The sequence below is a fragment of the Pseudomonas sp. LB3P93 genome, from assembly GCF_054898025.1.
This window is the reverse complement of sequence record NZ_CM142713.1, coordinates 2,242,423-2,266,557: the sequence shown is the minus strand read 5'-3', so window position 1 is coordinate 2,266,557 and position 24,135 is coordinate 2,242,423. Positions and strand designations below refer to the sequence as shown.

At 55.6% G+C, this 24,135-nt stretch carries 24 protein-coding genes and 1 pseudogene; 12 read left to right on the top strand and 13 right to left on the bottom strand.

The genetic code is table 11. The features are described from left to right. Positions 1-97: 97 nt before the first annotated feature. A complete protein-coding gene (locus ACYZT8_RS10085; protein ID WP_461980726.1) occupies positions 98-2,668 on the bottom strand; it encodes a bifunctional diguanylate cyclase/phosphodiesterase in 2,571 nt (856 codons plus the stop codon). A gap of 169 nt (positions 2,669-2,837) precedes the next feature. On the opposite strand from ACYZT8_RS10085, the gene ACYZT8_RS10080 reads away from it, so the two are divergent. Then, positions 2,838-3,422, top strand: coding sequence for a GNAT family N-acetyltransferase (locus ACYZT8_RS10080; RefSeq protein ID WP_461982412.1), 585 nt, complete (start codon positions 2,838-2,840; stop codon positions 3,420-3,422). A 100-nt stretch (positions 3,423-3,522) separates the two neighbouring features. On the opposite strand, the gene ACYZT8_RS10075 is transcribed toward ACYZT8_RS10080, so the two are convergent. Then, positions 3,523-4,791, bottom strand: coding sequence for an IS110 family RNA-guided transposase (locus ACYZT8_RS10075; RefSeq protein WP_461980723.1), 1,269 nt, complete (start codon positions 4,789-4,791; stop codon positions 3,523-3,525). Positions 4,792-5,198: 407 nt separating this feature from the next. Here ACYZT8_RS10075 and ACYZT8_RS10070 point away from each other — a divergent pair, with 407 nt between their 5' ends. After that, the gene (locus ACYZT8_RS10070) at positions 5,199-5,537 is read left to right on the top strand and encodes a hypothetical protein (RefSeq protein WP_461982411.1); all 339 of its coding nucleotides are present in this window, start codon (positions 5,199-5,201) and stop codon (positions 5,535-5,537) included. A 95-nt stretch (positions 5,538-5,632) separates the two neighbouring features. Here ACYZT8_RS10070 and ACYZT8_RS10065 read toward each other — a convergent pair. From ACYZT8_RS10065 to ACYZT8_RS10030, 8 genes and pseudogenes are all read right to left on the bottom strand, one after another. After that, positions 5,633-6,184: pseudogene (locus ACYZT8_RS10065) on the bottom strand (DUF1254 domain-containing protein); the annotation flags it as partial. Between the two features lie 142 nt (positions 6,185-6,326). Further along, entirely contained in the window at positions 6,327-7,898 is a 1,572-nt protein-coding gene (locus ACYZT8_RS10060; RefSeq protein ID WP_461980721.1) for a sensor domain-containing diguanylate cyclase, read from the bottom strand. A gap of 137 nt (positions 7,899-8,035) precedes the next feature. Then, a complete protein-coding gene (locus tag ACYZT8_RS10055) occupies positions 8,036-8,494 on the bottom strand; it encodes a hypothetical protein (protein ID WP_461980719.1) in 459 nt (152 codons plus the stop codon). Between the two features lie 127 nt (positions 8,495-8,621). Beyond that, positions 8,622-8,963, bottom strand: coding sequence for a hypothetical protein (locus tag ACYZT8_RS10050; RefSeq protein ID WP_461980717.1), 342 nt, complete (start codon positions 8,961-8,963; stop codon positions 8,622-8,624). An 18-nt stretch (positions 8,964-8,981) separates the two neighbouring features. Then, a complete protein-coding gene (locus ACYZT8_RS10045) occupies positions 8,982-9,311 on the bottom strand; it encodes a hypothetical protein (protein WP_461980715.1) in 330 nt (109 codons plus the stop codon). 32 nt (positions 9,312-9,343) lie between these two features. Further along, complete coding sequence (locus ACYZT8_RS10040) at positions 9,344-9,802, bottom strand: hypothetical protein (protein WP_461980713.1); 459 nt, start codon at positions 9,800-9,802, stop codon at positions 9,344-9,346. Positions 9,803-10,161: 359 nt separating this feature from the next. After that, positions 10,162-10,926, bottom strand: coding sequence for an aldolase (locus ACYZT8_RS10035; protein WP_461980711.1), 765 nt, complete (start codon positions 10,924-10,926; stop codon positions 10,162-10,164). 20 nt (positions 10,927-10,946) lie between these two features. Next, a complete protein-coding gene (locus ACYZT8_RS10030; protein ID WP_461980709.1) occupies positions 10,947-11,651 on the bottom strand; it encodes a haloacid dehalogenase type II in 705 nt (234 codons plus the stop codon). Between the two features lie 108 nt (positions 11,652-11,759). On the opposite strand from ACYZT8_RS10030, the gene ACYZT8_RS10025 reads away from it, so the two are divergent. Both ACYZT8_RS10025 and ACYZT8_RS10020 read left to right on the top strand, forming a co-directional pair. Continuing rightward, entirely contained in the window at positions 11,760-12,608 is an 849-nt protein-coding gene (locus tag ACYZT8_RS10025; RefSeq protein WP_461980707.1) for a LysR substrate-binding domain-containing protein, read from the top strand. A gap of 111 nt (positions 12,609-12,719) precedes the next feature. Then, positions 12,720-13,187, top strand: a complete 468-nt coding sequence (locus ACYZT8_RS10020) for a hypothetical protein (RefSeq protein ID WP_461980705.1) — start codon at positions 12,720-12,722, stop codon at positions 13,185-13,187. 56 nt (positions 13,188-13,243) lie between these two features. Here ACYZT8_RS10020 and ACYZT8_RS10015 read toward each other — a convergent pair whose 3' ends face one another. Continuing rightward, the gene (locus tag ACYZT8_RS10015; RefSeq protein ID WP_461980703.1) at positions 13,244-14,995 is read right to left on the bottom strand and encodes a L,D-transpeptidase family protein; all 1,752 of its coding nucleotides are present in this window, start codon (positions 14,993-14,995) and stop codon (positions 13,244-13,246) included. 81 nt (positions 14,996-15,076) lie between these two features. Between ACYZT8_RS10015 and ACYZT8_RS10010 the strand changes: the two genes are divergently transcribed. From ACYZT8_RS10010 to ACYZT8_RS09995, 4 genes are all read left to right on the top strand, one after another. Continuing rightward, positions 15,077-15,781, top strand: a complete 705-nt coding sequence (locus ACYZT8_RS10010; protein ID WP_461980701.1) for a murein L,D-transpeptidase catalytic domain family protein — start codon at positions 15,077-15,079, stop codon at positions 15,779-15,781. Between the two features lie 145 nt (positions 15,782-15,926). Next, entirely contained in the window at positions 15,927-16,745 is an 819-nt protein-coding gene (locus ACYZT8_RS10005; protein WP_461980699.1) for an alpha/beta fold hydrolase, read from the top strand. Next, on the top strand, positions 16,732-17,913 hold the full coding sequence (locus tag ACYZT8_RS10000; protein ID WP_461980697.1) for a PAS domain-containing sensor histidine kinase: 1,182 nt from the start codon (positions 16,732-16,734) through the stop codon (positions 17,911-17,913). The genes ACYZT8_RS10005 and ACYZT8_RS10000 overlap by 14 nt, the downstream gene beginning before the upstream one ends. A gap of 47 nt (positions 17,914-17,960) precedes the next feature. Then, a complete protein-coding gene (locus ACYZT8_RS09995; RefSeq protein WP_461980695.1) occupies positions 17,961-18,746 on the top strand; it encodes a transporter substrate-binding domain-containing protein in 786 nt (261 codons plus the stop codon). Positions 18,747-18,861: 115 nt separating this feature from the next. Here ACYZT8_RS09995 and ACYZT8_RS09990 read toward each other — a convergent pair whose 3' ends face one another. Continuing rightward, positions 18,862-19,062: a hypothetical protein gene (locus tag ACYZT8_RS09990; RefSeq protein ID WP_461980693.1), complete on the bottom strand. Its 201-nt coding sequence runs from the start codon at positions 19,060-19,062 to the stop codon at positions 18,862-18,864. Positions 19,063-19,325: 263 nt separating this feature from the next. On the opposite strand from ACYZT8_RS09990, the gene dusA reads away from it, so the two are divergent. After that, complete coding sequence (dusA, locus tag ACYZT8_RS09985) at positions 19,326-20,321, top strand: tRNA dihydrouridine(20/20a) synthase DusA (protein ID WP_461980691.1); 996 nt, start codon at positions 19,326-19,328, stop codon at positions 20,319-20,321. A gap of 56 nt (positions 20,322-20,377) precedes the next feature. On the opposite strand, the gene ACYZT8_RS09980 is transcribed toward dusA, so the two are convergent. Next, a complete protein-coding gene (locus tag ACYZT8_RS09980; protein ID WP_461980689.1) occupies positions 20,378-21,211 on the bottom strand; it encodes an undecaprenyl-diphosphate phosphatase in 834 nt (277 codons plus the stop codon). A gap of 502 nt (positions 21,212-21,713) precedes the next feature. Here ACYZT8_RS09980 and ACYZT8_RS09975 point away from each other — a divergent pair. From ACYZT8_RS09975 to ACYZT8_RS09965, 3 genes are read left to right on the top strand one after another with little or no spacing between them, the layout of a single operon-like run. Further along, a complete protein-coding gene (locus tag ACYZT8_RS09975) occupies positions 21,714-22,454 on the top strand; it encodes a winged helix-turn-helix domain-containing protein (protein WP_461980687.1) in 741 nt (246 codons plus the stop codon). Between the two features lie 28 nt (positions 22,455-22,482). After that, a complete protein-coding gene (locus tag ACYZT8_RS09970) occupies positions 22,483-23,235 on the top strand; it encodes an EAL domain-containing protein (protein ID WP_461980685.1) in 753 nt (250 codons plus the stop codon). 31 nt (positions 23,236-23,266) lie between these two features. After that, a complete protein-coding gene (locus ACYZT8_RS09965) occupies positions 23,267-23,956 on the top strand; it encodes a helix-turn-helix domain-containing protein (RefSeq protein WP_461980683.1) in 690 nt (229 codons plus the stop codon). The last annotated feature ends 179 nt before the right edge of the window (positions 23,957-24,135 follow it).

The window sequence follows — 24,135 nt, the reverse complement described above, 5'->3', positions numbered from 1 at the left end:
GCCGAGGCTCGCAACGGATGGACGTTATCCAGTTGTGACCGAGGTGCGTGATGGCAGTTGCCACGACAAACGAAACAGGCGACTAAAGGTCCCCCCGTCACACCGGATGCTCGTCATGCGATGCCTTGAGCAACGGCAACAGCGCCTGATTTTCCATCGGCCGGCTGAGGTAGAAACCCTGCACTTCATGGCACTCGTCAGAGATCAGGAAATCCAGTTGCTCCAGCGTTTCGACGCCTTCTGCGGTCACGGTCAGGCCCATGGCCTTGCCCAGATTGATAATCGCCTGCACCACCGCACGGTCGTTGCCGGTGCCGCTCATGGACGAGATGAAACGCTTGTCGATCTTGATCCCGTCGAACGGATACGTGCGCAAGTAACCCAGCGACGAATAACCGGTACCGAAGTCGTCCATGTTCAGCCGCACACCCAACTCCTTCAGCGAGTTCATGGTTGCGAGAGCGCCGTCGACGTCGTTGAGCATCACGTTTTCGGTGATCTCCAGTTCCAGTCGACTGGCGGGCAAGCGGGTGTGGATCAACGCTTCCCTGACATCCTCAACCACGTCACTGCGCACGAACTGCACCGGCGACAGGTTGACCGACACCATCAGCTCTCCCGGCCAGGTCAGCGCCGTTTCGCACGCTTCGCGCAGCACCCAGCGCCCCAAGGGCACGATCAGATCGGTCTGCTCGGCCAACGGAATAAACGAGTCGGGGCTCAGCAACCCCTGCACCGGATGCTGCCAGCGCAGCAACGCTTCGACCGAGACGATCTGCTTGCCATCGACGTGATAACGCGGCTGATAGTGCATCACGAACTCGTTGTTCTTGATCGCCTGGCGCAGGTCGTTTTCCAGTTTGCGGCGATGCTGGATCTGATCGTTCATGTGCGGCGCAAAGTAGCACCAGGTTTTCTTGCCATCGGATTTGGCCTGATACAGCGCAATGTCGGCACACCGGATGAGCTCCTCCGGCATGTGCCCCTGACGCCGGCTCAAGGCGATGCCGATGCTCGCGCCGATGTGCAGCGTGTGATGGTCATAGTGGATCGGCTGCAGCAGGCTTACGAGGATACGTTCACAAATCCGGTCGATTTCCGTGTGAATGTCCATGCCATTGAGTACCAGCACAAACTCGTCGCCACCCAGTCGTGCAACCAGATCAATGTCCCGCGTGCACTCGCGCAATCGGGAGGCTACCTCCAGCAATACCGCATCGCCGGCCGGGTGGCCGAGGGAATCATTGATCGGCTTGAAGTTGTCCAGGTCGATCATCAACAACGTCAGCGGCGCCGAATGCTCTTTCAGCACCAGGGCTTCTTCGAGGTAACGCGCCAGTTTGTTGCGATTGGGCAGGCCGGTCAGCGCGTCGTGCAACGACAGATGCTGGATCTGCGCATGGGCGGCGACTTCATCGGTGATGTCACTGGCCGTGCCGCGGTAACCCAGCAGTGCGCCTTTGCTGTGGATCGGTCGCGCCGACACCCGGCAGACACGTTGCTGCCCGGATTGATCGCGATAGGAACAACGCAGGTGGCTGACGTTGTGTTCTTCGTTGAGTTTGTTCAGCCACAGTGACAACGGCGTGGTGTCGCAATACAACAGCTGCTCGATGTCCTGCCCCAGCCATTGCTGATCGGAAAAACCGGTGACGGCGCCGAAACGCCCGGACAGATACGTGATGCGGTGCTTGTCGTCGATTTCCCAGATCCAGTCGGAAGCCGCCTCGGCCACGGCACGAAAACGCTCTTCACTGGCCTCCAGCGCCTGGTTCGATAAGTCCAGGTTGATGTAACTGTCGTCCACGTGCCCGGACGCGCGCAACACATATCGAAAGAACCAAGCCGTCAACAACGCCAGAATCAACAACGCACCGCCCAGTGGCGGCAGCAGCGACCAAAGCAGTTGATGGCCCGGCTGTTCGAGCCGGGACACCAGGCTATAACCGGTGCCCGTGAGTGCCACTGCGGGTTGACCGGGAGCGAGGGTGTTGTCAGGCGCAAGGCTCAAGTCATGCAAACCATAATCGGCACTCAAGACGCTGAGCTTTTCCGGACTCAATTGATCGACGAACACCAGCACCGAGGTGCTTTGGGGATCGACCGCAGGCCTTTCGTCATTGGGCACGATCGCGGCAGCCGTCAACAGCGCGGGCTGGCCCTCGAACAGCGTGAAGCGGCTGACGGGGACGAGCAGGCTTTCCTGCCCCTGAACCTCCTTGATCAACGCCGCCATCGATATCGAAAGACGGGCCGCCGCGTCGTCCTGCACCTGAAGGCCACGCACCGTGGCGTATTTGGTTCGCTGGTGATCGACCACCAAGACACTGTCGTAATGGTCCATGGTGAACAAGGTTTTACCCATGTTCTGCTCGACATAAGCCCACTGCGTATCGACTTCACCGTTGAGACGGTCGTAGGCGGTCGTCCAGGTGGCATAACTGGCGACGTAGTTTTTCGAGGCTGCAATGCGGTTTTCCAGCGCACGCTGGGTGTAGAACGTGGTCTTGGCCAGGTCCTGGGCGTCGAGCCGGCCGGCAATATTGAACAAGGCAACCAGTGCGATCAGCACCCCCAGTACAAACGCCAACCCGACGGACCAGACCAGGTTCCGTGTGATCGGCGTATGGCGCCCGGGGGCTGCGGTGGTCGTGGCGCTCAATTCCATGCATGGGATCCTGTCAATGGATTGCCTGATCGGGTGCATGACAGGCAAGCGTCCATTGACCATAGCAGCCATGATCCGTCATCGCGCAACGACTATTGCCAATCGACGGCCGCTACCCTGTAATGGCGCGCATTGCCCGCGAACCTTTTATGCCGAGAACGCCTCGCTCATGGACACCCTGGAAGGTCAACGAATTACCCTGCGCGCCCTGCAAACCGGCGACGCCGATGCGCTGGTCAACGCCGCGCGGGATGGCGAATTGTGGAACCTGACGGTCACCGTCGTGCCCTCCCCGAGCACCGTCGACAGTTACCTGAAAAAAGCCATCGACGGTCGCGACGCCGGAACGGTCCTGCCCTTCGTGATCGTGCTCAAGGACACGGATGAAGTCATTGGTTCGACGCGTTTCTGGAAAATCGACCGCCTCAACCGCAAACTTGAAATCGGCAGCAGCTGGATCTCGGCGCGCTGGCAGAAAACGTTCGTCAACACCGAGGCAAAATACCTGATGTTGCGTTACGCCTTCGACGTGCTGGACTGCGTGCGAGTGCAATTCACCACCGATGAAAGCAACCAGAAGTCACGCGATGCGATCCTGCGACTCGGCGCGCAACAGGAAGGCATCGTGCGCCACGAACGGATCATGCCGGACGGACGCAAGCGCAACTCTGTGCGGTTCAGCATCATTGATGAGGAATGGCCGTTGGTGCGGGAGAATCTTGAGAAAAAACTGACTGAGTACAATCCTTGTTAACGCCACAAACCACTGTGGGAGCGAGCTTGCTCGCGATAGCGGAGTGTCAGGCGACATCAACGTTGACTGATCCGCCGCCATCACGCCCTGAGCCTTTCCGTCAACGCGATTTTGCTGTGTTCAGCTCGCTGGTCAACGGCGAGCCGTGCCGGAGCAAGGCCTGTAAATAAACCTTTTCGTCGTACACGGTGCTGGTCTTCCAGCACCGATAAACGATCCGGATCCACTTGAACGCCAAGGCCCTGAGGGCGGCTTGGTAAGAGCAGCCTTTGGCCCTTTGCTGGCGATAATAAGCTTCTGCCCACACCGATTGATTGATGCTGTGTGCAGCCCACTCAACAAAGGTCTGGCGCAAAAAAGTTGCGCATTGATAGCGCCAATGAACGACTTTTTTCTTGCCGCTACGTTCGGTAACCGGTGCGATCCCGGCGTATCGCTGCATCGAACTGGCATCCTTGAAGCGATCTCGCTGCTCACCAAAAGCCACCATCAACCGTGGCGCAAGCTGCTGCCCCGCGCCGGGCAAGGCCTGGAAGAGGCGGTAGTCGGCCAGGGTATTGGCGGTTTTTTCGATCTCCCGATCAAAGTCTTTGATCGCCGTGATGACCCCTTTCAGTTGCGAGACCAGGGCCAGCACATACAGCGCTGAAGGACTGACCACGCCTGGATCTTCAGTCAACGGCATGGCTTTGGTGATCAACGCCAAACGCTGCTGATTGAGTTCAGCATGGCGAACATTATGCGCGTGAAGGAACTTCAAAACGCTGGCCGGCCGAGCGCGCTTAAGCACTTCAAATGTCGACCAGCGCGCCAAAAACTCACAGAAAACCAGCGTGTCATGGTTATGAAACAGCTCAAGAGCCAACGGATAATACTGTTTGAGCATGCAGACCAGACGGTTGCTGATCTTGACCCGGTCATCGACCAGCCCACGGCGATGTTCGGTCAGACTGGCGAGCGAACGCATGGCGGAGCTTTGCTGGACCAGTTGAGGAAACCGTTCTGGGTGATTCAGCAACAGCTCAAGCGCCCATTGAGCATCCGTTGGATCATCCTTGGCGCCACTGGGGACGAAGGTTTTACGGTGCCGGGCCAAGGTGCTCGGATTGATCGGAAAGATACAAAAAAACTCATATTTTTGCAGAGCCGCTATCAGTGGCCCTTTGTTCAGCTCCACGGCGACCGCGATCGGGCCACCGTAACGTTGATGCAGCGACTTGGCCCAGCGATCAATCGACTCGGGCTTGTGGTCGATGACCTCGAAACTCCGCTGAGCCTCTCCAGTTATCTGCAAACAGATGTCGTGCTTGGCATCTGCCCAATCAATTCCGATATAAGCAGTGAACCTCTGAGACAGGAGCGTTTGCATGGAACACCTCCACAGGCGCTAAAGTACATGCAGGGACATGCATGCTTGCGTCCAGCGAAGGCGATATAGAGAGCCGTGTCGGGCTTTCCCTGAGAATTCGTTAGAGGGCGCAAGCGCACCTGTGGGCTCGAAGGTGATGGCGTAATCATCGAGTGCTTCGCGAGCATATTCGTAGCCCGCAGGTGCATGTTCCTTCCTCGCCGACAGCGAACTTCCAGCGAAGTCAGTATGGAAGAGAAAGGAACGGACTACCTATATCGCGAGCAAGCTCGCTCCCACAGTGACGAATGTTGCACACACCGTCTGTGATCGGCACAACAGTCATCGACCATTCGTCATCCCGCCAACACCCACCGCCCCACCCGTCACACCATCAGCAGGTAACGACTCACCGTTGGAGACGTGCACTGATGAACATCAAAATCACCACGCTGTTGTTGCTCGGTTTGCTGGCCGCAGCAAGAGGGGCCGCTTACGCCGCCTCCGGCGATAACGCTGACGCGAGCGAGACCAGGTCGTGGAATAGCGGCGGATCGATCATGGCACCCAACAACTATCCGGACCCACCCTCGGGCCGATATACCCCCGACCGGGGCAACGGCGGATATGGTTCATCGAGAGAGGGCAATGGTGGCAATGCCGGGGCCAGCGGCTCAGGTGCAGGCGGTGGCACGGGCGCTGCCGGTGGGGGCACCGGTGGTGCAGGAGGCGGGACCGGCAGCTGGACACGCAGAAGCAACCAATGACGGGACAGCGTCGGCTGCTTTCTATTCAGTGCTCTTAACGTAGTTGCCACGGACCGCCAGGGTGTCAGCGCTCACCGACCCGCCGTTACCACACGAGTGTGGATTGCAATTTCCGGGTCGACCGGCTCGGCTCTTTTACCGATCTGCGACAACGACGTCACGGTGTAGCCAGCCTGAATCCTGTTCACCGTCGCATAGTCCACTGCCCCACTGACCTCGGTGCGGCCGATGACCCAGACGAAGGGCGTGGGCGCCGGTAAATGATTCAACCCTGCCGGCACCGTTCCGATCCATCCCGGAGGCGTCACCAGAAACTCACTGGACTGTGTGCCCGTCGCATATCCCCCCGGCGAGGCGAATACATCGCTCCACATGTCGAGCATTGGCAACACGTATAAACGCCCGGCGGTGTCCGGCGCGGTAATAACCAGCGGCTCCTTGGTCAAATCGAGCCAGGCGATGGAGTACAACGTGTCGACGTTCGACTGCACCACGGCTTTGAAGTCTTCGGATGGGTACTGCGGCACAGTCACAAAGACGTTGGATTCTTGCGGCGTGACTTTCGATTGAGCCTGGCTGGCCAGCGGCGAAACAACGGAAACTGCAAAGATTAGAGCAACGGCTTTCAATGCTTGAGTGATCAACATTTTGGCGATTGTCCGTGCTGTGGGAAACCCTGTCGGGTTCGACAGAGCTACCGGAACTCTAGACGATGAAAACAGACGGAACTGACAGAAAGACAGACGGACGAGTGACTGTTACAGGCCTGAAACAACGGCACGAAATGCCTCAACGGTCGGAGCGCATCAGCGCTTCCACACCGCCCTCCATCGACAACACCCCCGCACGGTTTCGACCCGAATGCTTGGCCTGATACAGCGCCGCATCCGCTCGCTCGATGAACACCTCGATGCTGTCGTGCCCGGTCGGCACAAACGCGTAACAGCCCAGACTGACCGTCACGTAACCCGTTGGTGAACCACTGTGGGTAATGTTCTTGTCCATGACGCTGCGGCGGATCTGCTCGGCAATCACCAGCGCGCCGTGAAGGTCGGTGTCGGGCAGCAACACCGCAAATTCCTCACCGCCATAACGCACCGCCAGGTCGGCTTTGCGGTGGCAGCAGCCCTTTACCGCACGCGCCACTTCAGCCAGGCAATGGTCACCCGCCACATGGCCGTAAGCATCGTTGTAGCGTTTGAAGTAATCGATATCGAGCATGATCAGGCTCAGCGAACTCGACTGCCGGGCGCCTCGGCCAAACTCGATGTCCAGCGCCTGCTCGAATAGCCGGCGATTGGCCAGCCCCGTCAGGCTGTCGTGAGTCGCGATCAGCTTCAGTGCTTCCTTGGCCTTGCGCAAATCGGCCTCGACCTGCACGCCGACGCGCACCTGGCGAACGAACACCCAACCGAACAGGCCCACACCCAACACCACCAAGGCAACAATAAAGCTGGATTGAAACGCTGTTTCGTACCACTCCTTGAGAATCGAATCCCTGGACGACGCCGCCGAAACAACCAGCGGATAGGCATCGAGCTGACGGTAGCCATACAAACGCACAACACCATCGACCACCGAGCTGATCATCGCGTTGCCGGCGGGCGCCCTGGGCAAATGCTTCTGAAAAATTTCGCCCTTGGCCAGGGACGTGCCGATCTGTGACTCCACAAACGGCCTGCGTGCCAGCAACGTACCGTCGGTCAACGCCAAGAACATCGAGCCGTTGTCATCGATGCTGAAACTTTTGAAGAACTGATCGAAGTAGGCCATTTTTATTCCGGCCAATACCACGCCCTGGAAGTTGCCGTTCTTGTCGTTCACCCGTTTGGATACCGGAATGATCCATTCGCCATTCTCCCGACTGCGAAGTGCCGGCCCGATGTGCGCGAGGGTGGACGCGTTCTGCTGGTGGAACTTGAAGTACTCCCGATCCGCCACGCCCGGACCGCGGTTCAAATCCTCAAACGAGGTCACGACCCACTGCCCCTGCTTGTCGAACAGAAATATTCCGTGCAATTGATCCAGTGCCTGCACCCGCCGGGCGAAGGTTTTCTGCAAGCGAGGTTTCTGTGCCGCGCCGTAACCATCGACCTGAATCCAGTCCACCAGACTGGTCAACACCAGGTCGGCTTTCATGAAAGTGTCTTCGGCCTGCTGCGCCATGGCGCGAGTCAGGTTCGACGACGAGACTTGCGCCACGTCGAGCGCGTGGCGGCGCGATTGCTCCAGCTGCAGGTAAAGCAGACCACAGAGACAGAGGCATACCGCCGCGATAAACAGCACCGCTGCCTTGAGCAGAGATAACCGTTTCAAAGCGCCGCCAGGGGTTTCGTGCGGGTCTTGAGTGAGGATAGGCAAAAGCTCGTCCTGTAAGGGCAAGGCATGGGCAAAGGCCCAAAGCCCTTATTTTTTGTGAGCTTAGTCTACGCAGGGGGGAGGGGCAACTGGACGAGTTTCACAAAAAACCCGATTGGTTGGGTAGCTGTCTCGAAATGTTAAATTTTGATTATTTTCAGGATGGTGAGCATAAACAGGAGTATGCCCACACCTATGACGATGACATGAGGTAAGGCGACGTGAGGCATCCGTGCGACTGCGGAAATATCTTCGCGTCGCAACGCTCTCCATCTACGGAACCACGCGCTACTAATCTGAAAAGGTTGTTCAACCGCGTTCCCGCCCGCGAAATGTGCCTCAATCAAATCTGATCGTTCGTAGTAGCAAATCTGAAAGAGCTTCCATTGCAACTCCAAAACCCAAAATATTGCCGCGCTCATTGCTGACAGGAGAAACGCGACACATGAGTGACTTATAAATGCTCCTGACAACGCTACCAACCCGAAGGTAACGCTCCACGCCTTTATGGTCAGGGCTCGAGTATCAAAATCTTCGATTGTTTTTTGAATGTGCAAATACTCTGCCTGGAGTGCTGCATTAAGCTGATCCTCTGTCATAGCAAACTCCTTTAACTAAAAATAACCGTCTCCGGGTTTCACACGAAAAAAATCATCTATTTCGATGAGATTCATCACCGCGAGAGAAAACTTGGCGCGCACAGTAAAAATGCCAAACTGATTACTGTCAGTTTCGCTGAGCAGGAGAAGGTGCCAGGATACCCGCCAACGCACCAATAGCGGCAGAGCCCAAAGCCGTAAGAACATCTGGAATTTGAACTTGACCGGTCGTTCCTAATGACAACGCGATTGAACCTAAAACAACAAGCAATGTGACCAAACCCAGTGAGGATACTACGACCCTATAAATCCACACATCCTGCTCAAGCGCTCGCGGAACTTGTAGCTTTGCCTGTTCGGAAAGTTTTTTTAGTGTCTCTTCTGGATTAGCTTGAATTTGCGCCAATACGCCAGGTGTGTCTATTATTGTCTTCGCAAGTTGATCGGCAGATCGTGTCCCGTCAAACATGGCATTTCCTCCACTTCATTAGATAAGAGCAAAGCCAACCGCGGCATTCACGCTCTCTTTAACAGCATTCAGGGCCGCATTCAAAGCGGCCTCAACCGCCAGTATCCCTAACCCCTCAAGCGTCAGCAGCACGATGCGCGTCGAGTTTTTCTGGATATCCATATGCAACCGGGCTTGTTCGGCGTTGATTTTTCCGGAAGCGGTCAACGCCTCAATCATCACAAGGGTTCGGGCCAATTTACTTGACTCGGCCTCACCGTACTCTTTTATATCCGGCCACTTTTCCGATAGAGCCCTCTTAAATGCAACAAGTATGCTTTTACCAAGCTGAGATGTGTTGACACCCATAATACGACCTCTGTCTAACAATTTATTTAAAGCTATTCCCCACGACGTTTTGCAAGCTCTTCTTTGAGAATAGCGGTATAACTGCTATTAAACTGGATACGCAACGGATCGATCTGCCACACTGACAGGCATGAAATTTTGTGCAACTTCCTTAATGCCTCCAGATTTTGAGCCAACAATTGCGCCTGCAGTGTTGTTATTTCATTCTTGGGAATGGCAGCCGCCCTCACCTCTATAGCACTAATATCAACCTTCGCTTGATCATAAAAAACTTTGCTTTTTTCGTACTCACACCCTGGACGCCCCTCCAGCGATTCAAGAGCAACAAAATGTGTTTCCGTCTTATTTTGTAGTGCAGTGACCACTTTGTCCGTTGTCTCGTCGTAAGCACTGATCAATCTAATTGAACACGCTGACAACATTAACAAAGTGACCAGCAATGCCGAAGCCACTGAAAACCGGTTTCTGTTCAACAAGGTGATTCCTTGCATCTTGATATGCTCCACCTGCTAAAAAATATCTAACTACACAATACCTCAATAGCTATCCGCTCAATTGTTACGCTACAACCGCCTCAAATCAAAACATTCACTTGCGCCGCAACTGATCTTAATATTGGCAACAAAATAAAGTGGCGCTATATTGATTATTAATATCCGCAATAGCCAAACTGAATTACGACGAGACCTATAACGCAGTAACAGCGCGACGCAGGAAGGAAAACACATAGAATGTGAAACTTAACCATTTACTTCAGCGCCACATCTGGCCTGAAAATCTAATGTACTTGTGTACCCCCTGCAGAGAAGGATCAAGCTTCTGAACTAAAAAATAACCGTCCGCTGTATTCTTAAGGCAACCGCCGTATCGCACTGCGCAAATGCGCCTGCGCACTTTCGGCGTCGCCCAGGCGCATTTGCTCGTAGGCCCGTTGGGCAATTTCATGGGGCACCGGCTTGAGTTCGCGCTGGGTCGCCATTGCCATCAGCTGCACCTGTGCGGCACGTTCCAGGTAATACAAATCATCCCAGGCTTCGGCGATGGTCGGCCCGGCGACGATGACGCCGTGGTTCTTGAGGAACAGGATGTCGGCGCTGCCCATGACGCTGGCAATCCGGTCGCCTTCGGATTCATCGAGGGCCAGGCCATTGTAGTCCTCGTCCACCGCCGTGCGGCCGTAAAATTTCAGCGCCGTCTGCCCCAACCACAACAGTGGCGGCCCCTGCAGCAAGCACAACGCCGTGGCGTGAGGCATGTGGGTGTGGAACGCCACTTTCACCCGTGGCAGCTGTTTATGCAGTCGGGCATGGATGTAAAACGCAGTCGCCTCGGGCTGCCCTTCACCGTCCACGACATTGCCGTGGACGTCGCACACCAGCAGATGCTGCGCCGTCACCTCGGCAAACGCGTACCCGTAGGGATTCACAAAAAACAGATCATCCCGCCCGGGCACCATCGCTGAAAAATGATTACAGATGCCCTCCTCCAGGCCATGCAACGCGGCCAGTTGAAAACACGCGGCCAACTCCGTACGGACGGTGATGACGGCTTGCGAATCCAGGTTGAGGTCGGCATAACGCGCGGAACGCGAACTGCCTGCAAGGGTATGTGCCATGGCGAGGTCTCCGTGTTTTTTTACCAGCCGAGGGATGTGAACAGAGGCACGACCTGATCCAGCGTGCTCAATATCGCATCGGGGCGGTAGTCCGGCAGCAATTGCCGACCCGTGCCGCGATCGATCCACACACAACGAAAGTGCATGTCCCGGGCGGCGGTGTGGTCCAGCGTCGGGCTGGCGCAGATGTGGACCACTTGATCAAGGCTGACCCCGAGCTGCTCATGAGCGTAGTCAAACAACCGCGGATCCGGCTTGTAAGCCCCCGCCTGCTGCGCGGTGATGACTCGGTCGATATGCCCGCCGAGCTGCGTAACGTTGCCGGCGATGATGTCGTCGTCGGTGTTGGAGACGATGCACAGCTTGAAGCCCATCGCCTTGAGTTTCGCCAGTGTCTCGGTCACTTCCGGAAACGGCGGCATCCGCGGAATCGCCCCGGCCAGCCGCTGACTGTCTTCGGGCAGGCTCGCCAGCCCCAACTCCTCCAGCGCGAGTTGCAACCCGAGCGTGCTCAGTTGGCGAAACGAACGATGCGGCGGAATCTGCTCCAGCCGGTGTTCATGCCGGTCGTAGACCTCGATGAGGCGATCGGCTTCAACGGTGTGATCGCCCTTGTCGCGCAAAATCTCGGCGACCACGGCTTTCAAGCCTTCATCCCATTGGATCAACGTGCCGTAGCAATCAAAGGTCAGCCATTCGGGGCGCGGGGTGTTCTCGAGTGTCATGTTTATATCCTCTGAAGGGTGATCTTCAGATTACGAGCCGCTGGTGTTAGTGTGAAATTAAATTAATATCGACTCGTCAGTTGAAAATCAAATATCCAGGAGATCGCCATGCTCGATCTTGAATTGCTCAAGACCTTCGTCTGCGTGGTCGATGAAGGCAGCTTCACCCGCGCCGCCGAACGCGTGCATCGAACTCAATCCACCGTGAGCCAGCAGGTTCGCAAACTGGAAGATCTGGTCGGTCATCCCCTGCTGCTGCGTGACCGTACCGGCCAGAACATCAACCTCACCGAACATGGCGAACTGCTGATTCACTATGCCCGGCGCCTGTTGGCCCTGTCCTCTGAAGCGGTTGAAGCACTGGCCAGCGACCTCGATCTGGAAATCCTGCGCATCGGCGTGCCGGAGGACTTCGATGCGCGGCGCATGGCCCTGATCCTTGCGGGCTTCAATCGCGCGCGCCCGCAAGCCCGGCTGGAAACCGTCAGCGGCATGAGCACAGATCTGAAACAGAAACTCGCGTCGGGTGAGATCGACATCGCCCTGGTCAAACGCGAACCGGACAGCGGCCCGTGCTGGGCGGCGTGGCCGGAAGTGCTGGTGTGGGTCAAAGGTGCGGGAGTGGACTCGGCCAACGGCGTGTTGCCATTGGCGCTGTTTCCGCAAGGATGCATTTATCGGCAGCGGGCGATCCGCTTGCTGGACGTGGCGCAGCGACCCTGGCGGGTTGCGTTTGGCAGCCACAGTTTGACCGGGATTCAGGCAGCGGTGGCTTCAGGGTTGGGGGTTTCCGTACTGCCGGCTTCGGCGGTGTTGCCTGAGCACAGTGTGTGCACTGATCTGCCGGAGTTGCCGCCGACGGAGTTGGCGTTGATCAGTCGGGAGGGAGTGTTGACGGGGTTGCAGCGGGATTTGGTGGAGTTTTTGCGGGGGGAGTTGGCGGTCTTGGGCAATTGACTGTTGAGTAGAAATAATTTGTCACGCTTGTGACGCCGACATGACGCAGGGCAAAGCCTGGATGGCGTTGAAGGAGCTACGATTACTCTTACATCACGACAGGGAATCGAAATGAGTAAGGCAGACGAGCTTGCGGCGAAGTTGAAACATACCCGGCCTACCAGCGCGGATCAGATGATCGACAGCTGGCCCGCCCAAGTCTACGAGTTGTATGAGCAGATCGAGGCGTGGCTGCTGCCACTGATTGAGGTGGGTCTGATCCTGCGGCGTAATCCCACTCATGTGTGCGAGAGCGATTCAAACGGTGCGACTTTCGACTACGCGATCGACCAATTGCTGATCGAAGGCAATGAGCACGGCATCACCTTCGACCCTGTTGCGCGCTTCACCGAAGATGGCGCGGGGCGTGTCGAGATCCACTCGAAAGGTAAAGAACTGGCGCTGCTGCGCACAGTGGACGAGCATGGCGAGACGCATTGGTGGCTGCAGGCGATCGAGCAGGCCGGACAGCAACTGGATGCGGTTGCGTTGACCGAGCACAACCTGCTGGCGGTGGTGCAAGAGGGGCTGGAGCTTTAGAGAGACGAACCCAGTACCGGGAAAGGGGACGGATTGATTAAATCAAGCCCACTCCCCTACTGCCGTGCCGGCCCCGCCGCTACCACCGATCCCACCGCCGAATGCAAATCCAGCACTGGCACCGGCGACAGCCGGTTCAACGCCCGCAATACCGGCGCATCGTAGCCATACACATCAGGCTTGAACGCCACTCGCCCGTCACTGCCCAAATCCACGGTCCAGTACGCCAGCAACACCGGCACTTTGACAGGAAGCCGAATGTTCTCGGTCTTGCCGTTAGCCAATTGCTTCTGAATACCTTCGCTGTTCCAGCGCACCGGGTCGTTAAACAACAGCTCCACCAGTTGCAGCGGATTCTCTACCCGAATGCAGCCCGAGCTGGTCGCGCGGACGGTTTTGGCAAACAACTCGCGGTGCGGCGTGTCATGCAGGTAAATCGCATAGTCGTTGGGAAACCGGATCACCACTTGACCCAGCGAGCTGTCGGGCCCGGCATCCTGGCGCAATGTGAGGCCGCGCGGGTTGGTCCAGTCGACGGTCGACGGATCGAGCACATTGCCTTCCCGATCCAGCACTCGAATCCGGTTGGCCGCGAGGTAGCCGGGATTGCTCTGAACCTTCGGCAGCATATCTTCCTTAAGGATCGTTGGCGGCACCGTCCAGGTCGGGTTAAACGTGATGTAGGTAATCTGCGCCTGGAAGATCGGCGTATTACGAGCCGTTTTACCGACCTGCACCCGGGATCGCCAGATCGGTAGGCCATCGCGGTACATGGCCACCTTATAGCCGGCGATATCGACGATGACGAACGTGCCCTGGAGTTTGTAGAGCAGCCAGCGCGCCCGCTCCATATTCACCCGGACTTGATCGATTCGCGCATCCACAGGCACATTCAATGCCGCCAGTGTTGTCGCCCCGGCCATGCCGTCCGCGCCAAGGTATTGCTCGTTTTGATACTTTTTCACCGCTGCGGTGACGGCGCCGTCGTACTTCGTTCCGTGGATCAATCGCGGATCGAGAAAACCCGCCGCGACCATCCGTGCGCGCAACTGCGCGACGGCCGGTTCGTCCATGCCAGGTTTGAGTGAATGGTCGACAACCACTTTCGGCCAACCGCCCCGGTCCCGGATACCGCGCAGTTGCGCCAGGGCCTGACGCAAACCGACGTACACCGCTTCTTGCGGCGGCGCTTGGGCAAACGCCTTGGCGACGTCGTGATTGTCGAGCGCAGCGAAGAAGGCGTTGACGTCATCACGTGGATCGACGCCATTCGAATCAAAGTTCCAGTGAATGTCGAGCCGCGAAGGATCAACCTTGCCTCGGCGCAACTGCAGCAGCGCGGTGATGAAAGTATGCGTGGTCGCCAAATCAAAAGCCGCCCGTTGCTCAGGCGTTACCGGCGTTGTCTGCACCGTAGTCTGCGACCGGATCAATTCATCGATATGAAAGTCCGCCGGGGTCAGGCCATCGGCCTCAGTCGCCTTCAGGCTGGCGATCAATTGCGCGACATCGCTGTCATTCGTCCACGCAGCGCGGTAGGCGCGATGCGTATAAAAATCCATCACCAGACGGCTGACATCCACTCGCCGATGACGAGATCCTGTGAGCAGCGGTGGAAACGCGGTTTTCAGCGGCTCAAGCGAGGCCTGAATCGCTTGCCCGACGTTATCGTCCGCTGCAGCCTCGATTATGGAGGTTGGCGCAGTTGTGGGCTCAATCGGCGAAGTTTCCGCGAGCGCTGTGCCGCTGATCAGAAAGCCCATAAAAAATACGCGGCTTATGACGAATAACCTTGTTAAAAGCACCATGAATAATCCTTAATCCCCCGCATTCAACGCCTGGCTTTCAACACACTGCTAGACTCGAACTTAACATGATGAGACATCTATATGGCGCCACTACGTTTTGGCTATCTTCTTTCGGCCCTGCTACTGACTGCAATGTCCGTACCGTCAGCCTACGCCGATTCTCTCGCTGCCGCCCTCATCAAAGCGGCCCCGAAGGCTAACGCCAACGTCATCAACCTCGCCGTTCGCGCCTCGCAATGCAGCATCGCTCAAGGCAAAGCGCCAGCCCAAAGGCTTGCGGTCATCGACTATTCCCTGCCTTCGACCGAACAGCGGCTCTGGGTGTTCGATTTAAAGAAGCGCAAGTTGCTGTTTCATGAACTGGTCGCTCACGGTCGAAACAGCGGCGAGAACATGGCAGTCAACTTCTCCAACCAAAACGAAAGCTTCGCTACCAGTCTCGGCTTGTACCGCACACAGTCAAGTTATGTCGGGCAGAATGGTTACTCGCTGCGCATGGAAGGCCTGGAGCCGGGTTTCAATGACAACGCCTTTGACCGCGCCATCGTGATTCATGGCGCGCCTTATGTGAGTCCGGTCCTGGCCCGTGCGAATGGGCGGATTGGCAGAAGCCTCGGTTGCCCGGCAGTCAGACCGGCGGTTGCTCGTCGGCTGATTGATTCGATGAAAGGTGGGCAGTTGTTGTTCTCTTACTATCCGGATCAGCGCTGGCTGAAGTCGTCTTCGTATATCAATTGTGGCAGCGGCACCGTGGCGTCGGCGTCCAAGACAACTGTCCGCAAATGAACATCGTGTGAAACTGCCTGCGTATTACAGAGGGCGCCTCATCAGGGCGCCCTCTTTCCATGTAGCAACGCGTGACCTGATGCCTGCGACTATCTAAACTCCCACGGATGCCAAAATTACATTTGGCCCACCCGGGAAGACACGCATGGACCTTCAACATCGCAACAACGTAAAAGTGATGGGCGACGGTCCGGCAACGCTGATCTTCTCCCATGGCTTTGGCTGCGATCAAACCATGTGGCGCTATCTCGTTGACAACTTTACCGGTAGTTTCAAGGTTGTTTTGTATGACCTGGTCGGTGCAGGGCAGTCGAATCTCGATGCCTACGACAAAGAAAAATACAACTCACTGGCCGGGTATGCCCAGGACCTTGGCGAAATAATCGATCAGTTCGCCAACGGCCCGGTGATTCTAGTGGGTCACTCCGTCAGCGCCATGATTGGTGTCTTGGCGGATCGTCAGTCCCCCGGCCACATCGCCGCTCACGTCATGATTGGTCCTTCACCCTGCTACATCGATTCCGACGACTACGTGGGCGGATTCAAACTCGAAGACATCCACTCACTGCTCGACACCCTCGACAGCAACTACCTCGGCTGGTCCAGCACGATGGCCCCGGTGATCATGGGCGCGCCTGGGCAACCGGCGCTCGGCGAAGAACTCACCAACAGCTTCTGCCGCACCGAGCCCGAGATCGCCAAGCAGTTCGCGCGGGTAACGTTCATGTCGGACAACCGCAAAGACGTCGCGGGCCTAATCACACCGACCCTGATTCTGCAATCCACCGACGACCTCATCGCCCCCGTGGCCGTGGGTGAATACCTGCACGCCACACTCCCTAACAGCACGCTCTGCCTGGTGGTCAACGTCGGCCATTGCCCGCACATGAGCGCGCCGAGTGTCTGCTCCGAAGCCATGGACAGCTTCCTGTCGCCGTGGGTGGGCGCTCATGCCGACCGATGATCCGTCATCACTGCCCGACCCGCAGACGCTATTCGAAGGTGCGCCTTGCGGATTAGTGGTGACGAAAGAGGACGGCACGATCCTGCGCAGCAATCAGACGTTCAGCAACTGGATCGGCTTCGATGCCCAAGCGTTGATCGGCCGGCGCTTTCAAGACCTGCTGACCATGGGCGGTCGTATTTTTCATCAAACCCACTGGGCGCCGCTGATGCAAATGCAAGGCTCCGTGGCCGAGGTAAAACTCGATCTGGTTCATCACGACAAACGCATTGTCACCATGCTGCTCAACGGCGTGAGACGCGAGCACGCCAGCGGTGCGTTTTATGAACTGGCGCTGTTCGGCACCACCGACCGCGACAAGTACGAGCGCGAACTGCTCAACGCCCGAAAACTCGCGGAGGAGCTGCTGTCCAAAAAGACCGCCGCCGATGCCGCCCTTCTCGAAGCCCAGACCCAACTGAACCTGGCTTACGAAAAGGCAAAACGCCGCGCCTCGTTCGCCGAACAAATGGTCGCTATCGTCAGCCACGACCTGAAAAACCCGCTGACCGCGATCAAAATGGCCTCCGACATCCTCGCCCAAGGCCAGCGCACCGCCAAAGAAACCAAGATGCTCGGGCACATTAGCCAATCAGCGGAACGTGCACAGCGCATGATCGCCGACTTGCTGGATTTCGCGCTGGCCAGAGTCGGACGTGGAATTGGGATTTCTCCTACATCGCTGGACTTGCATTCCTTCGTCAGCCACAGCGTTGATGAACTGCGTGTAGCGTTTCCTGAGGCGAAGTTGCTGCACCAGTCCATTGGCACTGGTAGCGCTCATCTGGATGCTGATCGGGTGCAGCAAATCATCGGCAACCTGGTGGCCAATAGCGTGGCTTATGGCGATCTGCAGCAGCCCATCACCATTACTTCGCGACTGGAAGCCCAGGCTGTTGTGTCGGTGCAAAACCACGGGCCGGTTATTCCGGAGTCATTGATGGCGATTCTTTTTGAACCGATGACTCGCGGCACGGAGACGGACAGTGATTTGCGAAGCGTGGGGCTGGGGTTGTTTATCGTCAGGGAAATTGCCAAGGCCCATGGCGGGGATGTTTCGGTAAGTTCGAGTCTTGAGGGTGGGACGGTGTTTAGTGTTTATTTTCCGTTGGGGGCCGCCGCGCTCTAAGCGCTACGCCAAGAACTGATCAAGTCCATTAAGGAAGCCGGATAACAATGAAAAACCTGAAAAGCACAATCATGCTCGGTGGCCTGCTCGCCCTATCGTTTGCCGCTCAGGCAGAGCCATCCCATATGGACAGCGTCATCCAGCAAGGCCAACTGCGCGTTTGCACAACCGGCGACTACAAACCCTATACCTTCAAAGCCGAGGACGGCGAATACTCCGGCATCGACATCGCCATGGCCCGCTCGCTGGCGGAAAGCCTGGGTGTCAAAGTCGAGTGGGTGCAAACCACCTGGAAAACACTGACGCCCGACATGCTGGCCGGCAAGTGCGACATCGGCGTTGGTGGCATCTCGGTCACCCTGGAACGTCAGAAAAAAGCCTTCTTCAGCACCACACTGGACGTCGACGGCAAGATCCCGTTAGTGCGCTGCGAAGATCAGGCGCTGTACCAGACCGTCGAGCAGATCAACCAGTCTTCGGTTCGCTTGGTCGAACCGGCCGGCGGCACTAACGAAGCGTTTGTTCACGCGTTTCTGCCCAAGGCGCAATTAAGCCTTCACGACAACGTGACGATCTTTCAGGAACTGTTGGATAAGAAGGCTGACGTGATGATTACCGATGCGTCGGAAGCGTTGTATCAGCAGAAACTTAAACCCGGGTTGTGTGCGGTTAACCCGAGCCAGTTTATGCAGTACGGCGAGAAGGCTTACTTGCTGCCTCGCGACGATATGACCTGGAAGTTGTATGTGGATCAGTGGCTGCACCTGGCCAAGGTGACAGGCAACTATCAGAAAGTTTTGGGCCAGTGGATCGCAACGCCCGCTCCCAAATAGCCGCCACAACCCCTGTAGCAGCTGGCGAAGCCTGCGTTCGGCTGCGAAGCAGTCGCCAAATCAGCACACACGGTGCGCGCCCCGGCAGAAACATCTTCCGCCGGGGCGTTACGCCTTAGTCATCGTGCAACAACCCCGAGCTGTACTCGCTGAAGCTGCTACCAATCGCACTCCCGCCAAGGTTCAACTTGTTGGCGCCATGGCCGTCGAACGATTGGCAGCTTTCTGAAAAACAGGTGCTGGTGCTGACGCCTGAGCAGGCGCTTAGCAGCAAAGCGCTGGTGATCATCACGACTTTGAAGAGGGTTGAGATCATTTTTCAGGTTCCTGGGGGGAAGCGCGGCGATTCGAACGCTATCCCTTATCCTAAGACGCCAATTCGTCAGACATTATGAAACTTGGTCGCGCGACAGCATTGGTTCAGCTACAGCGGTGTCTTGATGCAAAAAAGGGCGCTCCCTTAGGAACGCCCTCTTCTATTAGAGCTGCAACGCCGGCCCATTAAGACTCGCCTCAACCTCAAAAGCCCATTCCTGATAAACTCCTCAACCTCCCAGCCCCACCGATTCCAGATCCCCAATGCCCCCAATCACCGCCACACCCGCCCCGCTCTCCCGCCGTTTCTCCGTCGCCCCGATGATGGATTGGACTGATAGACATTGTCGCTTTTTCCTACGCCTACTCTCCAAACACGCCCTCCTCTACACCGAAATGGTCACCACCGGCGCGCTCCTCAATGGCGATCACGAGCGCTTCCTCCGTCACAACGAAGCCGAACACCCGCTCGCCCTGCAACTCGGCGGTAGTGTCCCCCTCGATCTGGCTGCCTGCGCCCGCATGGCCCAGGAACACGGTTACGACGAGGTGAATCTGAATGTCGGCTGCCCGAGTGATCGGGTGCAGAACAATATGATCGGCGCGTGCCTGATGGGGCATCCGCAGTTGGTGGCTGATTGCGTGAAGGCGATGCGGGATGCGGTGTCGATTCCGGTGACGGTGAAGCATCGGATCGGGATTAATGGGCGGGACAGTTACGAGGAGTTGTGTGATTTCGTCGGCACGGTTCGGGATGCCGGATGCACGAGTTTTACGGTGCATGCGCGGATTGCGATTCTGGAGGGGTTGTCGCCGAAGGAGAACCGTGACATTCCGCCTCTGCGCTATGACGTGGCGGCGCAGTTGAAGGCGGATTTTCCGGAGTTGGAGATTATTCTTAACGGCGGGATCAAGACGCTGGAGGCCTGTCACGCGCATCTGCAGACGTTTGACGGCGTGATGCTGGGTCGTGAGGCGTATCACAATCCTTATGTGATGGCTGAGGTGGATCAGCAGTTATTCGGCAGTACAGCGCCGGTGATCAGCCGGGCCGAGGCGCTGGCTCAGTTGCGGCCTTATATAGCGGCGCATATTGAGGCGGGCGGATCGATGCACCACATCACCCGGCATGTGCTGGGGCTGGGCACCGGGTTTCCGGGGGCACGCAAATTTCGTCAGTTGTTGTCGGTGGATATTCACAAGGCTAAAGAGCCTTTGGCGTTGCTGGATCAGGCGGCGGAGTTGCTTGAGGGGCGTTAACGGTTAGTCGTTTTATTTATATACCAGGCTGGCGGGTCCGCAGCCTGGTTCAAGAGTCAGAGCGCTGCTGCTTCAGTCCAGTTAACCCAACCGAATGCCCATGTGGCCAGGATCACCAGACCGAATACGATTCTGTACCAGGCGAATGCGGCGTAACTGTGGCTGGCGATAAACTTGAGCAAGCCCCGTACAGCAATCATGGCAAAAAAGAACGCCGTGATGAAGCCCAGGGCAAAGACTGGCAGGTCACCGGCCTGGAATAGATCGCGATACTTGTAGCCTGAGTAGACGGCGGCACCGACCATGGTCGGCATGGCCAGGAAGAACGAGAACTCGGTGGCCGCCTTGCGCGACAGTCCAAACAGCAACCCACCGATAATGGTCGATCCAGAGCGTGAGGTGCCCGGTATCATTGCCAGGCATTGAGCGAAACCGACCTTCAGTGCGTCGGGCCAGCGCATGTCGTCAACATGATAGACATACACCACATGTTCCCGCCGCTCAGCCCACAACATGATGATGCCGCCCACTACCAACGCCACCGCAACGGTGATTGGGTTGAACAGATACTCATGAATCTTATCGGCGAACAACACACCCAGAACAACGGCCGGCATAAAACCGATCAATAGATTCAAGGTAAAACGTTGCGGATTGCGTTGAGTTGGCAGGCCTGTGACGATCTCTAGGATCTTGCGACGAAACTCCCAGACGACGGCGAGGATTGCGCCCAGTTGAATAATGATATTGAAGGCCATCGCACGCTCACCACCGAAGTCGAGCAGGTCCGCGACTACAATCTGATGCCCTGTACTTGATATGGGCAAAAACTCTGTCAACCCTTCCACCAAGCCTAAAATCAATACCGTTACGGTAGTCCAAAAATCCATTAACCCTCCCCTCATAGACACCAGTAAATCCGCTGCCATGCTTTTAATTTATCGCTAACGAGTCAGTAAAGCGCATTCGGTTCAGTATTAAAACTCATCGTTAGTAAATGTCCAGAACCACAACTAACAATCCCGATGTTATATAGAGGTAAACACTAGACAGCTCTGCCCAAAATAAATGCACTAACTAGCAAGTCAAGTAGCCAAGTGCCGATAATTCATAACACTCAATAAACAAAAATAAACAACGGCAGCACTCGCCAGCGTCACAGCGTATTCACCTGGAAAAGCGAGACATTGCGGCGAAAGATGGCACAATGACACTCCCGTGCCAGCTGGCATGCCCCGCGCCAGGAGCACAAAAAATCTAACCAGATCGACCAACAATGTTAAAAAAATTGTGACGCCTGCTTGAAAAATCCGTGAAATGTTACCAATTGTCAGTCACAAATGAGAATCGGTGCTTTAACATCCAAATGTCAGCACCCAGCCGAGTCAATGCATGATGCTTACAGGGAAATTAACGAATACCAGCCACAGCCACGCAAAGGAGGTGACAGGTATTCTCACCATTGGGCGGACCCATAGTTTAGCTGAGGGTTTCAAGACTTTAGTAACAAGTCGCGTAGCGCATGATATACCCGTTGACACCATGTGCTACAACAACTTGTTTAAAAAAAATAGGGACTTCCATTCATACCGTGCAGTATTCATTATCATTGACAGCCCTCAGGCCTTTGATGAAAGCCTCGCTCTGGTGGAAAATATGCGTGCCGATAACCAGGCCCTAATTATTTTTGTAGCGATCACCGGCAGAGGCACCTACAACAAGATGAAGTACTATCTTGCCGGGGCCGACCACTGTATTAAATTCAGTATGTTTCCCGAAGAAAACCCGGACGCGCTTTCCGAGTTTTTTAACAGCGTAGAATGGCACAAGCAACACCATCTGCTCTTGGACCCGACTCGTATGTGCCTGATTGGAGACTATAAGAAGCTGGACGTATCGTTTCCGGAAATGAAAATTCTTGAAGCGTTTTCCGAAACAAGAAATCAGATATTGAGCCATGATGAAATTGCCAGAATCATGGGGCTGAATATAACGTTTTATGACCCAAGGGCCTTGGAAAAATCTATTAGCCGCCTTCGCGGAAAGATAAAAGGCATGTATGGCACAAACGCCATTCAAAGTATTCGTGGGCATGGATATCGTCTTGTCAGGGGTCTGATCTCGACCACCTGAAGATTAATATGCAGGGAGTTATTGCATTATGAACGCAACGATGAGCGCGTCACACACCTATCGTGCGAGTCATTATCTGTCTCGACAATTGATCCTCACTCGCGATGACTGCCCATTTGGCAGCGAGATCAGAATACAGTTTGACGACAGTCAGGCTCATGCATCCTTTGTTGCCCCCATGCAACAGATGAGTGGCATTTACAGTGAAGCTCTCTTGCAGACACGGCTGATTGCCTTTTCGCTAAAAGATCAAAATATCTCTAGCAAAAACAAATACTTAAGTCGTCGATTCGTTTGCGTTGGACAGGCAGACCTAGCCGATTCTGCACTCACTGAAGAGTTGATACAGTCCAGCGATGCGCTGCGCGGTTTTGGCCAGACACTGGTTATCGCTTTCAATGAACTACCCCTTTCGGCGGTCAGCTTCATTGATAAAAAGAACATTCTCAACAACGTATATCTGTTGAAAGATCACGGCGTAGAAATCGCGTTCGATGGCTATAACATCGACGATGAAAGTATCGAGATATTTACAACCCTGAATCTTTTCGACTATATCAAGATTCCTCTTTCAGCCCTAGACTTGAGCCTTAAACTGACGGGCAACCCCGATTTATTCAATCGACTCCACGAACGCATGACCATGCTGACTCACACCACCAAAGTCGTCTTCATAGCTGACAGAGTCGAGCATGCTGCTAGCCATATACTGGCACGCGCGTTGCCTTTTGATTACTTTCAAGGGAGCCATTACTCCCCTGCCGACAACCTCTTAAATTAAAAAACCGAGCGTGCCCCTTCAGGAGAGAGACATGGAAAGCACTACCCCCCTCCCCAGAAAATATTTTGTCGTCGTTACTCATAGCCCGGCATTACAACTTGAACTTGAGGCTTTACTCTCGAGTGAGCGATATAACTCATTCGGTACATCACAGGCAAAGATGTTTGTCGAAGGTGTAGCCCTCCCCTCATCCGCCCCTAAGCTCATGGAATTTATTTCTCCTCACCTGGACAGAACTGTCCCTCCTGTTATCAGACATGATACACAGCGCATACTCTCGACATTCGAATCCGAGTGGCGAGCGGCCCAGTCCGATACGCGGTCCAACAACATCTCCAGACTTGCAGATGAAGATCGGGATGATAACCGGGACTCCCTCTCCAATGTGACAGCCAGACCGCACTATCCCTATGCAGAAGCGTGGCGACTTAGCAATGTCAATGGCGCATTGATTAAAGATGATGTCGAGATTGTCTTGACTGGCCTGGAGGCCACACTGGTCAAAAAGATGCTGCACCATGATGACCGTGTCGTCAGCAAAGATGATCTTATTCGGAGCATAGGCAGAGAACCCGAACATTATCGAGGTCTGGAAATGTGCCTGAGTCGACTACAGGAAAAGTTTAAAACTGCCAGTAATGGCGAACGTCTTTTCCGGGCGGTCAGGAATCGTGGATATTGCCTGATTCAAAAAATCATAAGAGGAAAACCCCTCACTTGAGTAAATGAGATGTCCACAATGGTAGTGCATACAAAAATAACAAAGCACCCCACCATTTCACCCTCCTGATTCGCCCCTCCTTCAATATCCCACCTACACCACTCCCTCAAACCAACTTACATTTTCGACTATTTTTAACACTCCGACATACCCACCCAATGAACAAACTGCGCGTTAAA